The organism is Bacteroides sp. MSK.18.37, from assembly GCF_019129155.2.
Taxonomy (GTDB): domain Bacteria; phylum Bacteroidota; class Bacteroidia; order Bacteroidales; family Bacteroidaceae; genus Bacteroides; species Bacteroides ovatus.
Genome location: NZ_JAHOIB020000001.1, coordinates 1,455,066 through 1,477,602 on the forward strand (window position 1 = coordinate 1,455,066; position 22,537 = coordinate 1,477,602).

The window sequence follows — 22,537 nt, forward strand, 5'->3', positions numbered from 1 at the left end:
TAATTTTTAAGATTAATTAATTGATTATTATTATTGTATTTACTTCTCATCTCTCTTTCATTTCTGCGGAGAGACGGGGATTCGAACCCCGGATACGCTTTTGGCGTATACACGCTTTCCAGGCGTGCCTCTTCAACCACTCGAGCATCTCTCCCTCTGTGTTTTCAGCATTTTCAGCTACAAATGTATTCTTTTTTTTCTTTTCAAGAAGCATTCTCCCCCTTTTATCTTGAATAAATACTGCAAATTAATATAATTTAAAACCTTTCGAACCTTATTTGCGGATTCCGAACACTTTTAACGCATTCACAGAAGTGACCTGTGCCACATACTCCGGATCCCTCTGATAAATATCAGCCACCTTCATGAGTGTGTCTCTCACATTGGCACTTTCATTTCTCTTTCCCCGGTTCGGCACGGGAGCCAAATAGGGAGAATCGGTTTCGAGCACAATGCGCTCTAAAGGAACAGTCGTCAATGCCTCCGGCAAAGTCGATTTCTTGAAAGTTACAACTCCATTGATACCTAACATAAATCCTTCAAATTCCAACAATTTCGCCGCTTCTTCCGATGTCCCGGTAAAACTATGAAAAATGCCAGTCAAAGAGGTATTTTTATAGGGTTCCATTACCTTATATATATATTCAAACGCTTCTCTTGAATGGATTACAATGGGAAGACCATATTCCAGCGCCCACTCTATTTGCTTTTCAAAAACCAAGATTTGCTCTTTCAGAAAAGTCTTGTCCCAATAAAGATCAAGACCTATTTCTCCGATAGCCACAAACTCACGGGAAGTCGACAAGTATTTGTGAACAATCGCTAATTCCTGTTCATACGATTCATTGACAGAAGTAGGGTGCAGTCCGATCATCGGATAGCAAAATCCCGGATAATCCCTACAAACCGACAACATAGCATCAATGGTCGTACTGTCTATATTGGGCATAAAAATATAGGAAACTCCCGCTTTCTGCGCACGTTCCATCACCAAAGGCAGGTCTTCGGTAAATTCTTCTACAAAAAGATGAGAATGAGTATCGATCAACATGATATTTCTTTTTCTTCTTTTATTTTTTCGCTGGAGCGATAATAATATATCAGTCCATAGTCGCGGCATTTTTCTAATCGGGTATCATTGGGAGTGACATCCTGGTATTTGGCTTCTACCTGATTCCAGATATCCAGAATCAATTCATCGGCACGGTCACGCATAGACGCCAGTTCATCAAGACTACGATTGGTTAATGCCTGATAGTTCTTCTGCCGTTCATAGCTTTCCAGAAAAATATCATAATGCACTTTTACGCGTGCAATAGTCGGATTATAAATAGGTATGCCACCTTGAGTGGTCCTTAATTGTTCGCCTTCGATTATTTTCTTCCCCCACTCTACCAGAGAGGCTTCACTCAACAGGTCCGGTACGGTATTGGAAGCAGGCAAGCCATATAACTCTTTATGTGCCACCTTGATTTCATCACGAAGCACTGCCAAATTGAGCACCTGAATAAAATGAGAGATATACAGCCGGGCAGTCTTCACATTCATCTGGTGTTTACGGCTGGCACGCGACTGATTATCGTAGCACTGGGTATAATAAATTTGCGCTGCCTCAAACCGATGCAAAAAGTTACGCGCTTCAAATAATGTCTTCAATGTAATAGCCAAGTCACGCACATTATACATCTCTCCCTTTTCGACAGCCGCTTTCAGCGCCCGAACTCTTGCTTGATCAGTATTTGGTAGTCGTCTATAAGGCATATCTCCGATACTTAACTACATTTCACGATACATTAATAGTTTCACCAGATTCTTCAGTTCTTTTTTTCTGTCTTCCGCAACAGCTACCGCCGCCAGACTTTCCATAGCGAACGTATAATATTCACGCATTTTGCTTTCACAAATATTGCGGATATTCAACTGATTATAGATTTCAGTTACCGCTTCGATTTTTTCAGAAGGTTGAAAAGCCTCCGCATTCAACCAACGATTCAATTCAGCATGCTGCTTTTCATCCGCACGGTTCAGTGCTTTGATAAGCATATATGTTTTTTTATTGCAGAGGATGTCTCCACCTATCTTCTTCCCGAACACTTCCGGATCACCATATACATCCAACAAATCATCCTGTAACTGGAATGCTACTCCAATATGCATTCCAAAATTATATAGATTTTCTGCATCTTCAGCAGTCGCTCCTGCCAGAATTGCACCTATTTTAAGACTACCCGCAAGCAACACGGCTGTTTTCAAACGAATCATTTCAATGTATTCGTCTTCTGTAACGTCACAGCGAGATTCAAATTCCATATCCAGTTGCTGTCCTTCACAGATTTCGAGTGTAGTCAAACTGAATAAATCCATCACTTCTTTCAGGTGTTCCGGTGGACAACCCGTCATATACCGAAATGCCAGAATCAACATAGCATCTCCCGAAAGTACAGCAGTATTATCATTCCAGACCTTGTGCACGGTAGGTTTCCCTCTGCGCACATCCGAACGATCCATCAAATCATCATGCAACAAGGTGTGATTGTGGTAAACTTCAATCGCAGTGGCAGGATCGTATATAGACGCAACATCCTCCCGATACAAGTTATATCCCATCAACATTAATACAGGACGTATCCGCTTCCCACCCAGAGAAAGGATATATTCAATCGGTTCATAAAGTCCTTTCGGCGTCCGGGTAAACTGGATTTCAGAAATATGATTATTTATCTTATCGAGTAATTGAGAAGCTGTAAACATGATGAATAAAAAAATTAATGAATAAAAAGAGGCTGCCGAAAGCAGCCTCTCCATTTATAGTGTTACAAATTACTGCAATCTAAACATCACAGGAACTGTAAATTTAACACGTACCGGTTTTCCGCGCTGCATACCTGGTTTCCACTTCGGCATGGTATTAATCACACGGAGGGCTTCTTTATCCAGATACGGGTCGACGCTACGTACAACCTTCGCATCTACGATACTACCGTCTCTGTTAACAACGAACTGTACGATAACACGTCCTTGAGTTCCGTTTTCCTGTGCGATAGTCGGATATTTAATATTTTTTGCCAGATACTGCATCAAAGCTGCTTGTCCGCCCGGGAAGTCCGGCATATTTTCTACAACCTCGAAAATAGTCTGTTCTTCCGGTTCTTCTTCAACCACTTGTACAGGCACATATTTTACTTCTACACGAGCTTGATTATCTTCATTGATAATAGTTGTTGTTTCCTCAATATCAGCTTTATCATCCACAATCTCCAGCAATTCTGCTACCTTTGGAGCTTCAGGTGGTGGTGGAGCTGCTTGTTCAGGGGTTTCGGTAATAGGAATAATTTCCTCTTCAAACACGACATCGGCTACTGCCTGGCTTGTATCTATCTTCACGTCACGCTGGGTCCATTCGAACGCCACGAACATGAAAGCTAGAACTACCACGTAACCAACGAGCAACCATGTAGACTTCTTGCCTTCCAGGTCTGCCTTGGGTGATTTTTTAACTTCCATAAATTTATTAATATAATGATTAAAAAAAAGTGTCCTTTCATGTGTCTCCGGGCAAATATAGTACATTTTCATGTATTCGTTCCCCTCTTTGCCTCTTTTTATCCGGCTTTTTAACTTTTTTAATTCTTTCGTACTTGTCTTGCTCCTTTTAACGGCAAACTTATGGTTGATTTTCAAATTTACCGTATCTTTGGCGAACAAATCAGATGAACTGAATATGAAAAAGATAACAATTGCAATCGATGGTTTTTCCTCTTGTGGAAAAAGTACAATGGCCAAAGATCTTGCCCGCGAAGTGGGTTACATTTACATTGACAGTGGAGCCATGTATCGTGCGGTCACTTTATATAGTATAGAGAACGGGATTTTCAACGGAGACGTGATCGATACGGAGAAACTGAAAAAAGAAATCAAGAACATTCGTATATCTTTCCAGCTGAATAAGGAAACCGGACGTCCCGACACGTATCTGAACGGCGTGAATGTGGAGAATAAAATCCGTTCAATGGAGGTTTCTTCCAAAGTGAGCCCTATCAGTACGCTTGACTTCGTACGTGAAGAAATGGTGGCGCAGCAACAAGCAATGGGAAAGGAAAAGGGCATCGTCATGGATGGCCGGGATATAGGAACTACCGTTTTCCCGGATGCGGAACTGAAAATATTTGTAACCGCCACTCCCGAAATCCGTGCTCAACGCCGTTATGACGAGCTGAAAGCAAAAGGACAGGAAGCCAGCTTCGACGAAATTCTGGAAAACGTGAAACAACGGGATTATATCGACCAGAACCGGGAAGTAAGTCCACTTCGCAAAGCTGAAGATGCTCTGCTTCTGGATAACACCCACTTATCGATTGAAGAGCAAAAGGAATGGCTTTTCGGACAATTTAATAAGGTAAGTAAATAATTTGCTTTATGATCAAGGTAGAGATAGACGAAGATTCCGGCTTCTGCTTTGGTGTGGTGACAGCCATTCATAAGGCAGAAGAGGAGTTGGCAAAGGGAGAGACTCTCTATTGTCTCGGAGATATTGTACACAATAGCCGGGAAGTGGAAAGGCTTAAAACGATGGGATTAATCACGATCAACCGGGAAGAATTCAAACAACTGAAGAATGCCAAAGTATTGCTTCGCGCACACGGAGAGCCACCGGAAACTTACATGATTGCCCGTGAAAATAATATAGAAATTATCGATGCGACCTGTCCGGTAGTATTACGTTTGCAAAAACGTATCAGACAAGGGTATCTGGCAGACAGTGACAAAGAAAAACAAATTGTCATATACGGCAAAAGCGGTCATGCTGAAGTGCTGGGATTGGTGGGTCAAACAGATGGAAAAGCAATTGTCATCGAAAAGGCAGAAGAAGCCAAAAAGTTGGATTTAAATAAAAGTATCCGCCTTTTCTCACAGACAACCAAGTCACTGGACGAATTTCAGGAAATCGTAGAATACTTCAAACAACATATTTCACCGGAGGCAACTTTCGAATATTATGATACGATCTGCCGTCAGGTTGCCAACCGTATGCCTAAGCTCCGGGAGTTTGCGGCTACACACGATTTGATCTTCTTCGTCAGCGGCAAAAAGAGTTCGAACGGAAAAATGCTGTTTGAAGAATGTTTGAAGGTGAACGCTAATTCGCATTTGATAGATAACGAGAAAGAAATCGATCCTTCTCTTCTTCAAAACGTAAAATCGATTGGTGTATGTGGGGCGACTTCTACTCCGAAATGGTTGATGGAGAAGATTTACAATCACATTCGGACGCTTATCAAAGAATAATTGCTTTATTCATATAAAGAATAATAGCAAAGCAACATAAGAAAAAACGGCAAAGTAACACGAATGAATAAAAGAAAGCAAGAAAGGGCAATTTGAACATTTTTAATGTTTTCTTCATACGAAAAAAAACTTCATAACCACTGCTTTCAACTTTTTATTGTACATTTGCCGCGTCAAACTAATTAATGAGAGATTGTTATATGGGAACAGTTAAGTGTATCGGAATTTTGACCTCCGGAGGTGATGCTCCGGGAATGAACGCTGCTATACGTGCAGTGACACGTGCAGCTATCTACAATGGATTGCAAGTCAAAGGTATATACAGAGGCTATAAAGGTCTGGTCACGGGTGAAATCAAGGAATTTAAGAGTCAGAATGTGAGTAATATCATCCAGTTGGGTGGTACTATCCTGAAAACAGCCCGTTGTAAAGAGTTCACGACTCCGGAAGGTCGCCAGTTGGCTTATGATAATATGAAAAAAGAAGGCATTGATGCCTTGGTTATCATTGGTGGAGACGGTTCACTGACAGGTGCACGCATCTTTGCACAGGAATTTGATGTTCCATGTATCGGACTGCCGGGAACTATTGATAATGACCTTTACGGTACAGATACTACCATCGGATATGACACTGCATTAAATACGATATTGGACGCTGTGGATAAGATTCGCGACACGGCCACTTCACACGAACGTTTGTTCTTTGTAGAAGTGATGGGACGTGATGCCGGTTTCCTTGCACTGAACGGAGCAATCGCTTCGGGAGCGGAAGCTGCTATTATTCCGGAATTCAGTACGGAAGTCGACCAACTGGAAGAGTTTATCAAGAACGGATTCCGTAAATCAAAAAACAGTAGTATTGTATTGGTAGCCGAAAGCGAACTGACCGGAGGAGCCATGCATTATGCCGAACGTGTGAAAAACGAATACCCGCAATACGATGTACGTGTGACGATCTTAGGTCACTTGCAACGTGGTGGTAGCCCGACTGCCCACGACCGTATCCTGGCAAGCCGCCTCGGTGCTGCTGCTATCGATGCTATTATGGAAGATCAACGTAACGTAATGATCGGAATCGAACATGATGAAATCGTTTACGTACCGTTCAGCAAGGCTATTAAGAATGACAAACCAATCAAGAGAGATCTTGTCACTGTATTGAAAGAGCTTTCAATCTAATCTTTTTATTTTTAGGAGTTCAGCTTATATCAGTATATAATATAAGATAAAGAGCGGTGGATGAACGGGAGATTTCCTTATCATTCACCGCTCTTCTTTCATTTATTCAATGCTTCTTTTCACCACAGAGGACACGGAGGACACAGAGGTGAATTTGTTTTATGACTTACGGTTGCGACCCTAATTTTGATGCGTAATCCTCCTACTATAAAGTTGAAAAAACATGAAAACATCTGCCACCTGCAACCAAACGCGTGTAATTCACTAGTTAATAGATAGTTGTAACGTTGCAGATACTGTTGCAGATAGGTTGCAGATCAAAGTATCTGCCACACAGTATAAGCCTTGCAAAGCCAATTCTCCATGGGTGCAAAAGTTTATTGTATACATTAACTTCCCGTTTCCAGGCGGGGAACTGTCGTTTCCGGCATTAGAAATTACAATTTCCACGGCAGGAAACGAGAGTTTCTAAGGCGGGACACTACAGTTTCTACGTAAGGATACTGTCGTTCCCCGTAGAGATACCACAAATTCTCCATAGAGTCACCCCAATTATCCCATAGCTTTGGATAAAGGAATCAAGGCTTTTTCTTTGATTATATAACGTGTTGCAGATACTTTATCTGCAACCTATCTGCCACAGGTATCTGCAACGTTACAACTATCTATTAACTAGTGTATTACACGCGTTTCGTTGCAGGTGGCAGATGTTTTTATGTTTTTCAACTTTATAGTAGGAAAAAATTTCATTCATTTCCGTACCTTTATGAGTCTTTTTATCCATAAATAATATCCAGTCAGTGGTAGTGCAGCCCCCAATAAGGCAGCAATAAAGGTAAGTATGCGAGTAAACATTCCTCCCCAGTTACCAACATGCACAGAATAAATCCAACCACGAATCTTTCCCGACTTGTCTTGATGTTGATAAAGACTTGTTTCTGTAAATTCACCATTATCCGTATTGAAAGAATAACGGTCAGATGCCCGCTGATTCCCGAAACGGTTGAAAGACACGCTTGCCGTACCAGAAGAAATACTGATTTGCTTATACTCCGGATTCTGACGTCCTAGTTTATCATAAATCTCCTGCCAATAAACGAATGGTGAAGTTACCGAGTACATATCACTGTGATTGTTTTCCGGACGTCCGCCTCTTTCACCCTTTCGAACCTCATTTCCTTCTCTTTTCTTTTCTCGATGGGCTGCCAGTTTGGTATCCCTCTTTTGAGCATCACTTTTCTGTTCATGTCCTTGGGCGGCACGTTGCTGTACTTCCACCCCGAAGACCTTATAGAAAGCCGTCCGATACCACGGAAAAGACCAGGTCAATCCCGTCAGTGCCATAGCCAGTAGAAAGATCAGAGCATACATTCCGCCTGCCACATGCAAGTCATACCAAAACCTTCTCCAACCTTTTGTTGCTGTTATTTTCAGGCTATTCTTCAATGCTTTACGTGTACGCGGCCACCAAATGACAATTCCCGAAATCAGTACAAAAACAAGTAAAAGCGTACTGACACCTACAATCATTTTGCCCCAAAAGATTCCTTCATTTCCCGGATTCATACTATCCAGAAGCCAGCGATGCATTCGGAACATAAACATAAAAAAGCCGCTACGCTCGCTTTTTCCTTTTACTTCGCCCGTATACTGGTCTACATACAAAGATGCACGACGTGGTTTGGAAAGACTAACCTGATACGCACGTCCGGGATCAGAAGATATGCTGACACCGGTCACCGATACACTGTCAGGCAATGTCGTCGCCACTTTTTCAAGCAACTTATCCATAGGAAGAGGAGACTCCTTTACCGTTTCTACGTAGTAAAGATCGCGTCGAAACCACTCATTCGCCTCATTTTCAAATACCAGCATGGCACCGGAGAAGCAGACAAGAGTTATTATCAGTCCGAAAGGGACGGAAAGCCACAAATGTATCTTTCTGAATATTTTTTTCATGTTTTCAATCCTATTTCTTGAAAAAGCCTGCAAAGCTTTCCGCTCGGCAGGCTTTTATCTACAAAAGATTCTCTATTTAACCGACTGTATTATTTTGAAAGATATTCCATCTTACCTACCGTAGTGATAGCGTCAGCCTCTACCGTTAAACCTTTGACTGCCTTGCCTGTTTTTGCGTCTATTTTATAGAAGGCCGGTTTCTCGCCCGTAGTCACAGTGACAGCCATATAAGCATACCCTTTTTCTCCATAAGGCTCGCCACCAAACTTTCCGTCAGCCGGCAGACCTGTAACAGGCATAATCGTCTGATCTTCCGCCTTGAAAACAGCTAATTCGCTAACATCTGCACTTGTACCACCATTAATCATATCTTCCGCTCCCTTTTTATACAATTGAAGCAGGAAGTAATCTTCAGAGATGTGCCAGCAACGGAAAATAGGATGTTTAGTGCCTATCTCTTCAAAGTTCACATAGTAATCCGGATCGAAATCTGTTGCGCCTGCTTTGATACGCATTGCGCCCGAAGGCTTCTGTCCTGTTACCTTCTTCAAATCTGAAGATGAAACTGCCGTACGTCCATATCCGGGAGAGAACACATAGACATCACCATTATCAGCGGCCCAAATGGTCTGATAATATTGTGAACGCATACGACCGCATGCATAGCCTATTTTATCAGTCTTGGCAATCACCGGAGTCTCATTGAAGTTCGTGCCACTATAAATTGCCACATAAGCATTATCCGGGTATTGTGTAGAAGGAATGACACCGGCTGTATATGCACCGCTGCCGCTACCACCGTCAGTCTTAGTCACAAGTTCCTGATCTGTCACAGCTTCCGGCCATTTTTTAATACCGTACTTACTCATTCCCATTGGGATGACAGATGTATAAATCTTATTGTTAGCTTCAACCAGACCTGCCCATGAAACTTTTTCACCATTACCCAAGTAATTTTCGGCAAGCAAGGTACCCTCTTCCTGACTGCCATCGGTCGCATCCAAATAGTTGAACAACAATGCTTGAGCCACATTCTGATCCTCATCCGTTATTTTCGAGTCCCCGGTGGAAACAGTCACCACTTTGTCCCCCCAAGTACCGTATGACGTGATACGATTATAAGTGTATGTGTACTTTTCTTTCATTTTACCATCTGCCCCCAGATAATAGGAAGCTCCTGTACCTGCGCCACCTTTATTATAAACTAAAGCAAACACATAATCCAGTCCTTTATATACCCAATAGGTACCGCCAATCACTTCGGTTCCATTCCCTTGAGTCGACACTGTTCCTTCATCCAAAGAATTGGCTACTACCAAATAACTTGCTTCACCAGTTGTGGCAGCCACCACATAAGCTGTTTCTCCATCAATTGGCGGGTTATCCACCGGATTATTATCATCGTCGCAAGATGCCACAAACACACCGCTACCCAAACAAAAAGCTACGGCAAAAGCCTGTAATAAAAACTTCTTCATATATTCTTTATTATTGATTGATACTAAAAACTGACTCTTATTATTTACCGAAAAACACTCTGAACTTTCCATAGAATGCGCGCCCCGCTTTTTGCAGACTAAAATTGTCAAACAGTTGGGCATCGGTGAAATTCCGACATTCAAATGATACATTATAACGTCCATTCTTCATGGTGTAGGACAAAGACAGATTATGAGAAAACTGTTCCGGCACCATATTCTTTGAATCTTTATCTCCGAGATTCTCCCAGTAAAGAGGAAAATCGTGCTGCCAGTAGCTATCATAGCCGATGCTCAATACATTTCCTTTGACAAACAGGTCATTCCAATAAAAATTTGCATTGATATTAGCATAACGATAGGGCAGATTCGGCATACGCACTTTATAGTGCATGCTTTCTTGCAAAGAGGAACCCGCCAAAAACTTTTCGTAATCACGAGTATCGATGCTATTGAATGTTCCTCCTATATCAAACCAACGCGAGAAGCTATAAAGCAATGACAAATTATACCCTTTGGTCCTTACGTGACCGTGGTTCTCATAATATCCGTAGCTTGTTCCTCCCAATACGTCCAGTCCTCTTTTTATATAATCTTTCGTATCCCGATATATCAAACCGGCCTCGGCATACAATCCATGCTTGCCAAACTGATGATTATAGCTGAAACTCAAATTGACATTATCACTTTTCTCCGGTTTCAGATTCATCTTACCAGCTTCAAGGTCTTCATCTCCAAAGAGTTCGTCCGTGGTCGGCAGACGGAAAGCCTTTTCGTACGAAAGTTTCACCTGAAGATCTTTCCATATAAAATAGGTACCTGCCGCTCCATATCCAAGAGCGCTTGCCGTATTAGACAGATTGATATAATTGCCTATTCCATCCGTATTCTGCGATACCGGTCCCTTGTTGTATTGCCGATAATATTTGGCAAATGCCGACACATTCCATCTGTCCGACGGCATCAGACGGTAAGAAAGCCCGCTGACGTTTTTACGGGTGATTTTAGGAATAGAAAAGTCCGTGAATTTGGAAGAAGCACCGATGGTAGAGCGGCTCGTACGTTCAAAATCACTGATTACATGACTGAAAGTAAACGTATGCGCCTGTCCGATATGGTAATTCATCTTCAGCGTCCCATTCCAGTTTTTATTTTTAGATTCACTGTTCTGGTAAGACTGTTCTCCCCGGCTGCCTTTTTCATAAAAATCTCCACGCCAGTTGTAAGCCCGCGAAGCGGTATCGACATTATTGGTGATATTATGATTGTAATTGGCAGTCAACAGCAGATCCAGGTTTTTCACCAATAAGTTCTTTTTGTAATATTCTAAAGAAGGGACCAACGAATGTCCTTTGCGGAATTTTTCACCGAACACGACATCTTGATAAACGCCTGTTTGTATCTCTTTATAGAAATGGGAATAATTGAAACTCAACGCCAAACGGTCTGCCCATTTCTTTCCTACCAGGCCGATTTTTCCAATCACGGCTTCATTATGATACTGGTCATTAAAACGTTTCAGATGATAAATCTTATTTTTGTCAAGTGGCGGAAAACGTACGCTTCCATCTTCTTTAATCTCAAATTCGCGTACATAAGTGTCTACATAATAATCATTATCCGAGAAATTCTGAAAAGCATTGACCTCATACATAAAACCATTCTTGAACGTTTGTCCGAAGCGCACGTATGATTTATGAGTATTAAATGACCCATAAGAATAGGAAGCGTCCATAAACCACTTTCCGGGTTGCTTGTTGGTGACAATATTAACCACTCCCCCAATAGCATCGGTTCCGAATCCTACAGGAACCACTCCTTTATAGACTTCTATACGGTCGGCAAAATTAATAGGAACATTGTTCAAATCGAATGCGGCACCGGCTCCCTCCTGTGGTATGCCGTCAATGAAGATTTTCACATGTTTCCCGCTAAAGCCATCGATATACAATTGCATATCCGCCCCCACTCCACCTGATTCGCGGAGTTTTACACCGGGCACTTTAGTCAGTGCACCTGCCAAAGTCTGCGTACTATTATGCAATTTCTTCGCATCAATGGCTACCGCATTAAAAGCAGACTGATTCACACGACCGACTCCGGATGTCGTGACCAGCACCTCTCCCAGTTCTTTTACCGCCGGTGCGATAGTGACGTTTACTTTTATTCTTTCTCCCTTGGCTAATTTAACTTTCTTTTCTACCGTTTGATAACCGATAGCCGAAACGACGAGTGTATATTCACCTGCTGTCGTTTTCAAATGATATATACCTTTTTCATCTGTATAGCATCCTTGGTTGGTTCCTTTCAGATAAACTGTCGCAAAATCCACCACTTCTTTCTCCGTGGACATTACTCTACCCGAAATTAAACTATTACGGTGACGCCCATGTTGTGAATATACGGATACGGAAAACAAGAATGCCAGAAAAACCCAAAAATATTTATTACTCATCTCCTTTTTACCTTTTTACTTTATACCTTTTCATTGCTCTAAAAGCGATGCAAAGGTAAGCAGAAAGAGGGATGCCAAACAATCCCTATCTATTGGTAAAAATAAGACAACAAAAATGAGGTATATAGATATGTACAATACCTATATATAAGTAAATACTGGATAATTTAAATAAAAAAAGAAAAGAAACCCTACTTCAGCCAACTCGCCAACGCACGTTCCGTTACCTCCCACAACTGCTCTTTTTGCACATGATTCGTGTATTTATCAGACAAGTTTTTCCGGTGGTTATTGACATACAGTTGTCCTGTCACACCGGCTTCCTTCTCGTCCAACAGTAAACCGATTGCCGTAGAAGCCCCTTTCTTGGGTTTACGGATAAAAGGACGGAAAAAAATATCCGTCAACGGATCGAACCACTTGTGCATAGTGATGATATCAGTAGAAACAATTCCCGGATCGGCAGCATTGACGGTAATTCCCTTCTCTCGAAGTTGCTCGGAAAGTTCGAAAGTAAACAATAATAAAGCCAACTTCGTGTTACTGTAAACAGGAATCCGCCAAAACGTTCCCGTTTTCCCTCTATGAAAGAAATCTGGGAAGTCGAGCTTGCCGATTGCGTATGTACAGGAAACCATATTTACGATACGCGCTCCACGCACCATCAACGGAATTAATATCCGGGTAAGCAGATAAGGTCCCATATAATTCACACTTACCGTTCGTTCGAATCCTTCGGAAGTAGTATGAAAACCTGTCTCCATCGTTCCGGCATTATTCATCAACAAAGAGATGGGAAGATTCCTTTCTAAGATCTGACTGGCAAAAGCAACTACGGATTGCATGGAAGATAAGTCAATAGCCATAACCTCTAAATCCGGGTTTCCGGTTTCCTTGCTCAAACGTTCACGAACAACCTCCGCTTTCTTCGGATGATAACAAGCCATTATGATTCGATAACCGGCTTTGGCTACGGCACGTGTTATTTCTGTTCCCATTCCTCCGTCCGCACCGGTGATGATTGCCCATTTCATTTCACTCATTTTTTCTCCAGTTTATCAATCTCCTTTTGTAAAGAGGAAGGGATTTGTTCTTTCAAATGTTGATGACAAGCCATTTCTATCGTATACATACGTCCTATGCAATAATTACTGTGTCCACAGTTGCAGCGTGCTTGTTCCTCCTGTTTCATCCGGTTCACGAATCCCGGTTCGTTGAGTAACGCTCTCGCCATCTGCACGGCATCAAAACCGGAATCGAGCACTTCATCTATTTTCTGACGGGAAACAAGACCACCGACATAAATCAACGGCGCATCCGGAAGAGCCGCACGGAACTTCAGTGCATCTTCAAGGAAATAGGCCTCTTTGAAGGGTACAGAGGGTATCATCCATTTGCCAAACATACGGACTCCGTATTTCAGCCACCAACAATTCATATAGTAAGACATCGAACGAATCGGCATGGCACCTCTCATTACATACATCGGCGCTTTACTGACAAAACCACCACTCAACACCAATCCATGAGCGCCAAGTTCCAACAGACGTTTGGCCACTTGTATGGATTCGTCTATCTCCATTCCTCCTTTGAAGCCGTCGCGCATATTCATTTTTACGAAAACTGCCATATCATTGCCCGCCGCTTTCATCACTTCTTCCATCACCATATCCATAAAACGCATCCGGTTTTCGAGCGAACCGCCATATTCATCTTTCCGGTGATTGGTGTAGGGAGACAGGAATTGACTAATCAAATAGCCGTGCCCCGCATGTACTTCAACGGCGTCGAACCCGGCTTTCCTCGCCAGATTGACTGCATTTCCATACGCTTTCGCCATTTCCGGCAACTCCTCTTTTTCCATTCCACGCACAAACGTAGGAGAATAGAGATTGAAGCCTGAAGATGCGGATATAGGAGTGACACCACATATATTTTTATGGGACATATTTCCACAATGCCCGATTTGTATACCTACTGCGGCACCTTCATCGTGCACAGCTTTTGTCAATTCGTGTAAACGGGGAATAATGGACGGACGCAACCACAACTGACGGTCGAAAGAAAGTCCGCTTTGTGTCACGGCAGCATAAGCCACTGTTGTCATACCCACTCCCCCCGCAGCTACCGACCGATGGTAATCCAGCAACATCTGCGTGGGAGTATTCTCCGGACACATGCTCTCAAAAGCTGCCGAACGAATCGTTCGATTCCGCAGCGTCAAAGGGCCAAAGGTGACCGGGCTAAAAAGTTTAGATTCCATAGTAGTTGATATTTTATTTAAGTCATACGTAAGTCGTGATGAAAAGCGCCCCTAATAAAGAAAAGGGAACACTCGTTTCCGTTCTCCCACTGCGTCTCCGAATTCTTCGCGGTAACGGCACCAAATGGCGTTGGCACGGGGAACAAGGTTAGCAATCGTCCACCAAAGGAAGACCAGGCCGGAAAGTGAACAAGTGAGTATCGCCCAACCTGCCCATTCTACTATCTCGCCGAAATAGTTGGCGGAAGTGACATAACGGTACATTCCTTTTTGAGGCAGATAATGCCGGGTGTCTCCCGGTTTGCGCAAATGACGGATGATATAATCCGACTGCCAGTTCAACAGCATACCTGCGAAAAAGAGCAGTGTGCCTATAATAAACCACGGTGAAGTGAACCAACCGGCTTGATACATCGTTTCGGGAGCAAGATAGAAAATCCATTTTCCTTGCATATAGCCATTCAGCAAATTAAAAAGAACTCCCATCGACATGATTGCCAGCGGCATCTTACTTTTCCCTTTCAATAGTAAAGGGAAGATGAAAGCACGCTGAAAATAGTGAATTTGAAAGAAGAGGAAGAAAGTGAAAATCACCGGCTCGAACCGACGTTCGGAATAGATCCACATCACGCACATCACCACGAAAACCGGAGCTTCCATCAATATCCAGGCTAGTTTATTGGAGATAGCTACGCCCCACGATGCTGTGCGGAAAATACCATATCCGGCTTTCACAAAGTAAAGGGCGATAAAAACAAACAAAGCAATCAGGCTCATCACCCCCAGAAACAGATTAAAAGTATCTATACTCATACCGATCTATTTTGTAACACGCAAAAATAACAAAAATGAGATAAACGACGATACAAAAAATAGAAAGAATCTGAAGTACATTCTTTTACGAACATAAAAAAGGAGAAAATGTAAAATTTCCCGGATGCGCTTCTGAAATGATCGGGCACACATCCGGGATTACTTATCTATTCAATAAAAGGATTTGTTCTTATCAGCGTTTCTTAATTGGGATATAAGCCAAATCATCAAGTACATTTTTATAAGCCGGACGGATAATCCGTTTACCATCGAAGGTCAATTCTTCATTGCGGTGTGCACACCAGCCTACGATACGTGCCATGGCAAACAATGGGGTGAAGATTTCCTGCGGCAAACCGATCATTTCATACACGAAGCCCGAATAGAAGTCGATATTGCTGGACACTGTCTTTCCGTTGTTTTTAACCCGTCCGAAAGTAGCGATGGCACGTTCTTCCAACAGTTCAAGAAAAGCAAATTCGCTTTCTCTGCCTTTTTCACGGGCAAGGTCGCGAGCCAGTTCTTTCAATAGAAGAGCACGAGGGTCGGAGATGGTATAAACGGCATGTCCGATACCATAGATCAATCCGGTTTTGTTATACACTTCTTTGTTCAACATTCGGGTGTAGTAAGTGTCTATCTCATCTACACTTGTCCAGTCTTTGATATTTTCCTTCAGGTGCTGGAACATGTCGGCTACCTGAATATTGGCACCTCCATGAAGCGGGCCTTTCAGCGAACCGATACCTGCGGCGATGGCCGAATAAGTATCTGTTCCGGTAGAAGAAGTTACGCGAACGGTGAAAGTGGAGTTATTACCACCACCGTGCTCTGCCTGAAGAATCAGCAATAGGTCGAGGGTGCGTGCATCCAGTTCGGTATAGTCTTTTTTCAGCATATACAGGAAATTCTCGGCAATAGAGAGCTTTTCCTGCGGATGGCGGATATGCAGAGAACGTCCGAAAGTAGCATGACGAAGCATATTATAAGCATAAGCGATGATAGTGGGGAACTTTGAAATCAGTTCAATACTCTGACGCATCAGGTTATCCCGGGAGGTATCATCCGCATTTGCGTCAAAACGATACATTTCCAATACACTGCGAGAAAGAATATTCATGATGTTGTTTCCTTCCAACTCGATGATGTTCATTTTCGTTTTCTGTTCCAACGGCATATTGTCGTTAATCAACTCACGAAAAGAAAGCAATTCTTCTTTATCCGGCAGACGTCCGGAAAGCAATAGGTAAGCCACTTCTTCGAAGCCAAAGCGTTTCTCTTTGATTATAGCGTGAGAAATATCTTCTACATCATAACCGCGATAGAACAGTTTTCCCGGTATGGGTTTCAACCCACCACCCGGAACACGTTCATATCCTACTACATTACCGATTCTGGTTAAACCTACCAATACACCTGTGCCGTCTTCATTACGCAATCCGCGCTTCACATCAAACTTGGAGAACAATTCTGTATCAATCCGGGTAGCTTCCTTCATTTCCTCGGAAAGCTTGTAAATCAAGTACTCTTTTTTCATCTTTCTTCGTTTTTTATTCGTTACTTTTGTTTTTCAATTCTTTCCACGATCTCACGAGTGAAAGCGGAAGTAGAGAGGGAGGTTCCATTCGGCATAAAACGGGCTAAATCGTGTGTAGCACGAGCGTCCAGGAAGCTTTGTTCCAAGGCTTTCTCTATCAGAGCAGCCGCTTCTTTCCAGTCAAAATATTCGAGCATCATTACTGCCGAAAGGATTATAGAACAAGGGTTCACTACATCTTTTCCCGCAATATTGGGAGCTGTTCCGTGAGTCGCTTCAAAGATGGCATGACCTGTCTGGTAGTTGATATTTGCTCCCGGAGCAATGCCGATACCGCCTACCATGGCCGCCAGTTGGTCGGAAACGTAGTCTCCGTTGAGGTTTAAGGTGGCTATCACGGAATATTCTTCGGGAATCAGGAGTGTATTTTGTAAGAAAGCATCCGCAATGCAATCTTTTATCACCAGTCTGCCATCTGCCAAAGCATCGCCAAATTCACGTTGCGCCAGTTCGTAGCCCCATTTTTTGAAACCACCTTCGGTAAACTTCATGATATTCCCTTTATGCACCAGCGTTACGGAAGGCAAATGATGGTCGAGCGCATACTGGCAGGCAGCACGCACAAGACGCTCCGTGCCCTCACGTGATACAGGTTTCACACCGAAAGAAGAGGTTTCCGGGAAACGGACTTTTGTCACGCCCATTTCGTCTTTCAGGAATTGATAGAACTTTTCAGCTTCCGGAGTTCCGGCTTCCCATTCGATACCTGCATAAATATCTTCCGTATTTTCACGGAACACACACATGTTCACTTTCTCCGGTGATTTGACAGGCGACTGTACTCCCTGATACCAACGAACCGGACGAAGACAGACGTATAAATCAAGTGTCTGACGCAGTGCTACGTTCAACGAACGGATTCCACCTCCGACAGGAGTTGTCAACGGACCTTTGATTCCTACCAGGTATTCCTGAAAAGTTTCCATTGTTTCATCCGGCAACCAGGAACCAGTCGCGTTGAAGGCACGTTCTCCCGCCAACACTTCTTTCCATTCGATCCGACGTTTGCCACTATATGCTTTCCGGATAGCTGCATCCACTACGGCTTGCATGGCAGGAGTCACTTCGGCTCCTACTCCATCGCCGGTAATATAAGGTACGGTAGGCACATCGGGTACCAACAACGTACCATCTGTTTGCATGGTTATTTTGCTCATTTTTTATCTTGCATTTAAGGCAGAACCGGCACGAAACCAGGCTATCTGCTGTTCATTATAGGTATGTTGCACTTCAAAACTTTCTTTCGTTCCGTCTTCGTGATGAAGAATAATCGTCAGATTGCGCCCCGGTGCGAAATGGACTAAGCCTGATACGGACAGAAGATCGTGTTCCCGAATTTTATCATAGTCTGCTTTATCTACAAAAGTAAGAGCAAGCATTCCTTGTTTTTTCAGGTTTGTTTCGTGGATACGGGCAAAACTCTTAGCCAAAATGACACGTACATTGAGGAAGCGTGGTTCCATGGCTGCATGTTCACGGCTGGAACCTTCTCCATAATTCTCTTCGGCAACAACAATAGACGGAATACCTTCGGACTTATACATCTTTGCCGTACCGGAAACTGTTCCATAAGTATTTGTCGAACGATTCCAAACACGGTTCGTTTCACCATTGAAAACATTGACAGCTCCCATCAGCATATTGTCGGAAATATTCTCCAAATGTCCACGGAAGCGGAGCCACGGACCTGCCATAGAGATATGGTCGGTAGTACATTTTCCCTGTGCTTTAATCAATAAAGGCATGTTCAGCAAGTCCTGTCCGTCCCATGCCGGGAAAGGAGTCAGAAGCTGGAGACGTTGGGAATCCGGTTTTACCCTGATTTCCGTTTTTGCTCCGTGGGGGGCAATATATCCCTCATTTCCCTGTTCAAAACCTTTCAAAGGAAGTTCATCTCCTACAGGCTCGGAGAGTTTCACTTTTTCTCCGTTATGATTCACCAATCTGTCTTTCAACGGGTTGAAACAGAGATCACCGGCTATCGTTAACGCCATCGTTAGTTCCGGAGAAGCTACAAACGCATAGGTGTTGGGATTACCGTCAGCACGTTTGGCAAAATTACGGTTAAAAGAGGTGACGATTGAGTTTTTCCGTGTCGGATCGTCCGTCTCACGTTTCCACTGACCGATACAAGGTCCACAAGCATTTGCCATAATCGTGGCTCCCAGCCGTTCAAAAGCCTCAATCATACCGTCTCTTTCGGCAGTAGCCCGGATTTGCTCCGAACCCGGATTGACGATCAGCGGAGAAGCAACGCTCAAATTCTTTTCTGTCACCTGCTTTGCCAAAGAAGCTGCACGGCTCAAATCCTGATAAGAAGAATTGGTACATGAACCTATCAAGCCCACCTCCATTTTACGGGGATAGCCGTTCAATAACACTTTTTCTGCAAATTCAGAGATAGGAGTAGCGGCATCCGGTGTAAATGGCCCGTTTATATAAGGTTCGAGTTCTGACAAGTCTATTTCAATTACACGGTCGTAATAGTTGGATGGTTCGTTGGTCACAATGTCGTCTGCACGAAGGTCTGCACCAACAGATTCAGCCCAATCGACTACACAATCTCTTCCGGTAGCTCTCAAATAAGTAGCCATGCGTCCGTCAAAGGGGAACAAAGAGGTAGTAGCTCCAACTTCGGCACCCATATTGCAAATGGTAGCTTTCCCGGTAGCAGAAAGGGATTCAGTTCCGGGACCAAAATATTCGATAATAGCATTCGTTCCTCCTTTTACGGTAAGGATGCCGGCCAATTTCAGGATTACATCTTTCGGAGAGGTCCAACCGCTTAGTTTTCCGGTCAGACGGACACCGATAATCTTCGGCATTTTCAGCTCCCATTCCATTCCTGTCATCACATCCACGGCATCCGCACCACCAACACCGATAGCCACCATGCCCAGTCCGCCTGCATTAGGCGTATGAGAGTCTGTTCCCACCATCATACCGCCGGGGAAAGCATAGTTTTCGAGCACCACCTGATGGATAATTCCTGCTCCCGGTTTCCAGAAGCCGATGCCATAACGGGAAGATACATCACGGAGGAAGTCGTATACTTCTTCATTAGTCAGTCTTGCCGTAGCAATATCCGCCTTTGCACCTTTATACGCCTGTATCAAATGATCGCAATGTACTGTCGAAGGCACAGCCACCTGATCCTTACCTGCATTCATAAATTGAAGCAAAGCCATCTGCGCAGTTGCATCCTGCATAGCCACACGGTCGGGACGGAAATTCACATAATCCTCCCCCCGTTTGTAATCTTTCAAATCGGCTACATCATACAGATGAGCATACAAAATTTTCTCGGCCAACGTCAAAGGGCGTTTCAGTATAGCCCGTACGTGTTCTACCTTTCCTTTATAAGCAGCGTAGAAAGCTTCTAACATAGTCACATCATATACCATATTGCTTTTTGTTTTTTTAGTCTATCTATTAAAATAACGAACGACGTTCGAGTAATGTTTAACAAAATGAAATATTTTTTCTACCCGGAACGAAGATTTGTTACCTTTGCGCCTATTATGAGTAATAATCCGAAAAGTCCCATTATAGACCTTCAGCAACAGCAACTCCTCCTGCGGATGGAGTATGAATATGAGAAGGAAGAATTTAAGCGGCAGACCGAAACAATGGGCGTTGCCCGTAAAGTGAAGCGCGGTCTCTGCTGGTATCCTGTCTCTCTTGGTCGAAGTTACTACAATTCGCTGAATCAGCTTGTAATAGATATTACACGGACCGAAAATAAAGAAATAGAGCATTCCTTTGAGTTCGGCCGTCCTGTTTGCTTTTTCCACCAGTCATTCGAAGGAAAAGTGAAGTACATGAATTTCATCGCTACTGTCAGCTTTGCCGACGAAGAACGAATGGTCGTTGTACTCCCCGGAGCGGGAGCTTTAGCGGAACTGCAAACTGACGGTATACTGGGAGTACAACTTTATTTTGACGAAACATCGTACCGGGCCATGTTCGAGGCACTGGAAGACACGATACGCGCCAAAGACAACCGCCTGGCGGAACTGCGCGACATTTTGTTGGGTACCCAAAAGCCGGGATTCCGCGAATTATATCCTGTCCGCTTCCCATGGCTGAACAGTACACAGGAAACAGCAGTCAACAAGGTGCTATGTACGCGTGATGTATCTATTGTTCACGGTCCTCCGGGAACCGGAAAGACAACGACTCTTGTCGAAGCGATTTACGAAACATTGCACCGGGAACCACAAGTGCTTGTTTGTGCGCAAAGCAACACGGCTGTCGACTGGATTTGTGAGAAACTGGTAGACCGGGGAGTACCCGTGCTCCGCATTGGAAATCCAACCCGAGTCAACGACAAAATGCTTTCATCCACCTACGAACGCCGGTTCGAAAGTCATCCTGCCTATCCGGAGCTTTGGGGAATCCGTAAATCTATCCGCGAAATGGGTAGCCGGATGCGCCGGGGTAGTTATTCTGAACGGGAAGGAATGCGTAATCGCATGAGTCGTCTCCGCGACCGCGCCACGGAGTTGGAAATACAAATCAATGCCGATCTTTTCGACAGTGCCCGCGTGATTGCTTCTACCCTAGTCAGCAGCAACCACCGCCTGCTCAACGGACGTCGTTTTTCGACTTTATTCATTGACGAAGCTGCACAAGCCCTCGAAGCTGCCTGCTGGATCGCTATCCGCAAAGCAGACCGGGTCATCCTTGCAGGAGATCATTGTCAACTTCCGCCGACTATCAAATGTATAGAAGCCTCCTGTGGAGGATTGGATCATACATTAATGGAAAAAGTAGTTCAGCAAAAACCTTCCGCGGTCTCTCTATTAAAAGTACAGTACAGAATGCATGAAGCCATCATGCAGTTTCCCTCTGACTGGTTTTATCATGGAGAACTGGAAGCTGCTCCGGAAGTACGCTATCGGGGGATTCTTGATTTCGACACTCCCATGAACTGGATCGACACTTCAGAGATGGACTTTCACGAAGACTTTGTAGGCGAAAGTTTCGGACGCATCAATAAGCAGGAAGCCAACCTACTACTGCAAGAACTGGAAACTTACATCGAACGTATCGGCAAAGAACGGATACTGGATGAAAGAATTGATTTCGGTCTGATTTCACCCTACAAGGCGCAAGTGCAATATTTGAGGGGAAAGATCAAAGGGAGCAGCTTTTTACGTCCTTTCCGCAGCCTCATCACCGTAAACACGGTAGACGGTTTTCAGGGACAGGAGCGAGATGTCATTTTCATCAGTCTTGTACGTGCCAACGAGGATGGACAGATTGGATTCCTGAATGATTTGCGAAGAATGAATGTAGCGATTACAAGGGCACGAATGAAGCTTGTTATATTAGGAGATGCCTCCACCCTTACCAAACATCCTTTCTATAAAAGATTGATGTTATTCATTAAAAAGGAGGATTAAATATTTAATCCTCCTTTTAACAAAGCACACTTTCTCCCGAAACCACACTTTTTTTAACACAAACAAAACAAACAATATTTTACATCAGTACTATTCT

At 43.6% G+C, this 22,537-nt stretch carries 17 protein-coding genes and 1 tRNA gene; 4 read left to right on the plus strand and 14 right to left on the minus strand.

Annotated elements, in window-relative coordinates; genetic code table 11:
• Window positions 1–66: 66 nt before the first annotated feature.
• The 5 genes from KSX81_RS06140 to KSX81_RS06160 form a co-directional block, all read right to left on the minus strand.
• Window positions 67–154: transfer RNA gene (locus KSX81_RS06140), tRNA-Ser, on the minus strand.
• Window positions 155–274: 120 nt separating this feature from the next.
• Window positions 275–1,051 (minus strand): TatD family hydrolase, encoded by a 777-nt coding sequence (locus KSX81_RS06145; protein ID WP_004327306.1) that lies wholly within the window; start codon window positions 1,049–1,051, stop codon window positions 275–277.
• Window positions 1,045–1,761 carry a hypothetical protein gene (locus KSX81_RS06150; protein WP_004297925.1) on the minus strand — a complete coding sequence of 239 codons (717 nt, stop codon included), beginning with the start codon at window positions 1,759–1,761 and terminating at the stop codon, window positions 1,045–1,047. Before KSX81_RS06150 ends, KSX81_RS06145 begins: the two co-directional genes overlap by 7 nt.
• A 15-nt stretch (window positions 1,762–1,776) precedes the next feature.
• On the minus strand, window positions 1,777–2,751 hold the full coding sequence (locus KSX81_RS06155; protein ID WP_004306794.1) for a polyprenyl synthetase family protein: 975 nt from the start codon (window positions 2,749–2,751) through the stop codon (window positions 1,777–1,779).
• Between the two features lie 69 nt (window positions 2,752–2,820).
• On the minus strand, window positions 2,821–3,504 hold the full coding sequence (locus KSX81_RS06160) for an energy transducer TonB (RefSeq protein WP_004306792.1): 684 nt from the start codon (window positions 3,502–3,504) through the stop codon (window positions 2,821–2,823).
• Between the two features lie 217 nt (window positions 3,505–3,721).
• On the opposite strand from KSX81_RS06160, the gene cmk reads away from it, so the two are divergent.
• The 3 genes from cmk (at window position 3,722) to pfkA (ending at window position 6,467) form a co-directional block, all read left to right on the plus strand.
• A complete protein-coding gene (gene cmk / locus KSX81_RS06165) occupies window positions 3,722–4,408 on the plus strand; it encodes a (d)CMP kinase (protein WP_085931522.1) in 687 nt (228 codons plus the stop codon).
• 8 nt (window positions 4,409–4,416) lie between these two features.
• Complete coding sequence (locus tag KSX81_RS06170) at window positions 4,417–5,286, plus strand: 4-hydroxy-3-methylbut-2-enyl diphosphate reductase (RefSeq protein ID WP_004297918.1); 870 nt, start codon at window positions 4,417–4,419, stop codon at window positions 5,284–5,286.
• A 200-nt stretch (window positions 5,287–5,486) separates the two neighbouring features.
• Window positions 5,487–6,467: a 6-phosphofructokinase gene (gene pfkA / locus KSX81_RS06175; RefSeq protein WP_004297914.1), complete on the plus strand. Its 981-nt coding sequence runs from the start codon at window positions 5,487–5,489 to the stop codon at window positions 6,465–6,467.
• A 750-nt stretch (window positions 6,468–7,217) separates the two neighbouring features.
• Here the strand turns inward: pfkA and KSX81_RS06180 are convergent.
• The 9 genes from KSX81_RS06180 to KSX81_RS06220 form a co-directional block, all read right to left on the minus strand.
• Window positions 7,218–8,426 carry a PepSY-associated TM helix domain-containing protein gene (locus tag KSX81_RS06180; RefSeq protein WP_004297602.1) on the minus strand — a complete coding sequence of 403 codons (1,209 nt, stop codon included), beginning with the start codon at window positions 8,424–8,426 and terminating at the stop codon, window positions 7,218–7,220.
• Between the two features lie 89 nt (window positions 8,427–8,515).
• Window positions 8,516–9,904: a DUF4374 domain-containing protein gene (locus KSX81_RS06185; RefSeq protein WP_052587887.1), complete on the minus strand. Its 1,389-nt coding sequence runs from the start codon at window positions 9,902–9,904 to the stop codon at window positions 8,516–8,518.
• 40 nt (window positions 9,905–9,944) lie between these two features.
• Complete coding sequence (locus tag KSX81_RS06190; protein ID WP_138274536.1) at window positions 9,945–12,359, minus strand: TonB-dependent receptor; 2,415 nt, start codon at window positions 12,357–12,359, stop codon at window positions 9,945–9,947.
• A gap of 191 nt (window positions 12,360–12,550) precedes the next feature.
• Entirely contained in the window at window positions 12,551–13,402 is an 852-nt protein-coding gene (locus KSX81_RS06195) for an SDR family oxidoreductase (RefSeq protein WP_004299488.1), read from the minus strand.
• Window positions 13,399–14,622, minus strand: coding sequence for an NADH:flavin oxidoreductase (locus KSX81_RS06200; RefSeq protein WP_004299487.1), 1,224 nt, complete (start codon window positions 14,620–14,622; stop codon window positions 13,399–13,401). Before KSX81_RS06200 ends, KSX81_RS06195 begins: the two co-directional genes overlap by 4 nt.
• Window positions 14,623–14,673: 51 nt before the next feature.
• Window positions 14,674–15,435, minus strand: a complete 762-nt coding sequence (locus KSX81_RS06205) for a DUF1295 domain-containing protein (protein WP_004299486.1) — start codon at window positions 15,433–15,435, stop codon at window positions 14,674–14,676.
• 193 nt (window positions 15,436–15,628) lie between these two features.
• On the minus strand, window positions 15,629–16,972 hold the full coding sequence (locus KSX81_RS06210) for a citrate/2-methylcitrate synthase (protein WP_004299485.1): 1,344 nt from the start codon (window positions 16,970–16,972) through the stop codon (window positions 15,629–15,631).
• 20 nt (window positions 16,973–16,992) lie between these two features.
• A complete protein-coding gene (gene icd, locus KSX81_RS06215; RefSeq protein ID WP_004299484.1) occupies window positions 16,993–18,189 on the minus strand; it encodes an NADP-dependent isocitrate dehydrogenase in 1,197 nt (398 codons plus the stop codon).
• Window positions 18,190–18,192: 3 nt separating this feature from the next.
• Window positions 18,193–20,436, minus strand: coding sequence for an aconitate hydratase (locus tag KSX81_RS06220; RefSeq protein WP_004299483.1), 2,244 nt, complete (start codon window positions 20,434–20,436; stop codon window positions 18,193–18,195).
• A gap of 66 nt (window positions 20,437–20,502) precedes the next feature.
• Between KSX81_RS06220 and KSX81_RS06225 the strand changes: the two genes are divergently transcribed.
• On the plus strand, window positions 20,503–22,440 hold the full coding sequence (locus tag KSX81_RS06225) for an AAA domain-containing protein (RefSeq protein WP_229096053.1): 1,938 nt from the start codon (window positions 20,503–20,505) through the stop codon (window positions 22,438–22,440).
• Window positions 22,441–22,537 lie beyond the last annotated feature (97 nt).

What these genes read in the sequence shown, in the direction of transcription:
- KSX81_RS06145 (WP_004327306.1), bottom strand. Translation starts at nt 1,051, where the DNA reads ATGTTGATCGATACTCATTCTCATCTTTTTGTAGAAGAATTTACCGAA.
- KSX81_RS06150 (WP_004297925.1), bottom strand. Translation starts at nt 1,761, where the DNA reads ATGCCTTATAGACGACTACCAAATACTGATCAAGCAAGAGTTCGGGCG.
- KSX81_RS06155 (WP_004306794.1), bottom strand. Translation starts at nt 2,751, where the DNA reads ATGTTTACAGCTTCTCAATTACTCGATAAGATAAATAATCATATTTCT.
- KSX81_RS06160 (WP_004306792.1), bottom strand. Translation starts at nt 3,504, where the DNA reads ATGGAAGTTAAAAAATCACCCAAGGCAGACCTGGAAGGCAAGAAGTCT.
- cmk (WP_085931522.1), top strand. Translation starts at nt 3,722, where the DNA reads ATGAAAAAGATAACAATTGCAATCGATGGTTTTTCCTCTTGTGGAAAA.
- KSX81_RS06170 (WP_004297918.1), top strand. Translation starts at nt 4,417, where the DNA reads ATGATCAAGGTAGAGATAGACGAAGATTCCGGCTTCTGCTTTGGTGTG.
- pfkA (WP_004297914.1), top strand. Translation starts at nt 5,487, where the DNA reads ATGGGAACAGTTAAGTGTATCGGAATTTTGACCTCCGGAGGTGATGCT.
- KSX81_RS06180 (WP_004297602.1), bottom strand. Translation starts at nt 8,426, where the DNA reads ATGAAAAAAATATTCAGAAAGATACATTTGTGGCTTTCCGTCCCTTTC.
- KSX81_RS06185 (WP_052587887.1), bottom strand. Translation starts at nt 9,904, where the DNA reads ATGAAGAAGTTTTTATTACAGGCTTTTGCCGTAGCTTTTTGTTTGGGT.
- KSX81_RS06190 (WP_138274536.1), bottom strand. Translation starts at nt 12,359, where the DNA reads ATGAGTAATAAATATTTTTGGGTTTTTCTGGCATTCTTGTTTTCCGTA.
- KSX81_RS06195 (WP_004299488.1), bottom strand. Translation starts at nt 13,402, where the DNA reads ATGAGTGAAATGAAATGGGCAATCATCACCGGTGCGGACGGAGGAATG.
- KSX81_RS06200 (WP_004299487.1), bottom strand. Translation starts at nt 14,622, where the DNA reads ATGGAATCTAAACTTTTTAGCCCGGTCACCTTTGGCCCTTTGACGCTG.
- KSX81_RS06205 (WP_004299486.1), bottom strand. Translation starts at nt 15,435, where the DNA reads ATGAGTATAGATACTTTTAATCTGTTTCTGGGGGTGATGAGCCTGATT.
- KSX81_RS06210 (WP_004299485.1), bottom strand. Translation starts at nt 16,972, where the DNA reads ATGAAAAAAGAGTACTTGATTTACAAGCTTTCCGAGGAAATGAAGGAA.
- icd (WP_004299484.1), bottom strand. Translation starts at nt 18,189, where the DNA reads ATGAGCAAAATAACCATGCAAACAGATGGTACGTTGTTGGTACCCGAT.
- KSX81_RS06220 (WP_004299483.1), bottom strand. Translation starts at nt 20,436, where the DNA reads ATGGTATATGATGTGACTATGTTAGAAGCTTTCTACGCTGCTTATAAA.
- KSX81_RS06225 (WP_229096053.1), top strand. Translation starts at nt 20,503, where the DNA reads ATGAAATATTTTTTCTACCCGGAACGAAGATTTGTTACCTTTGCGCCT.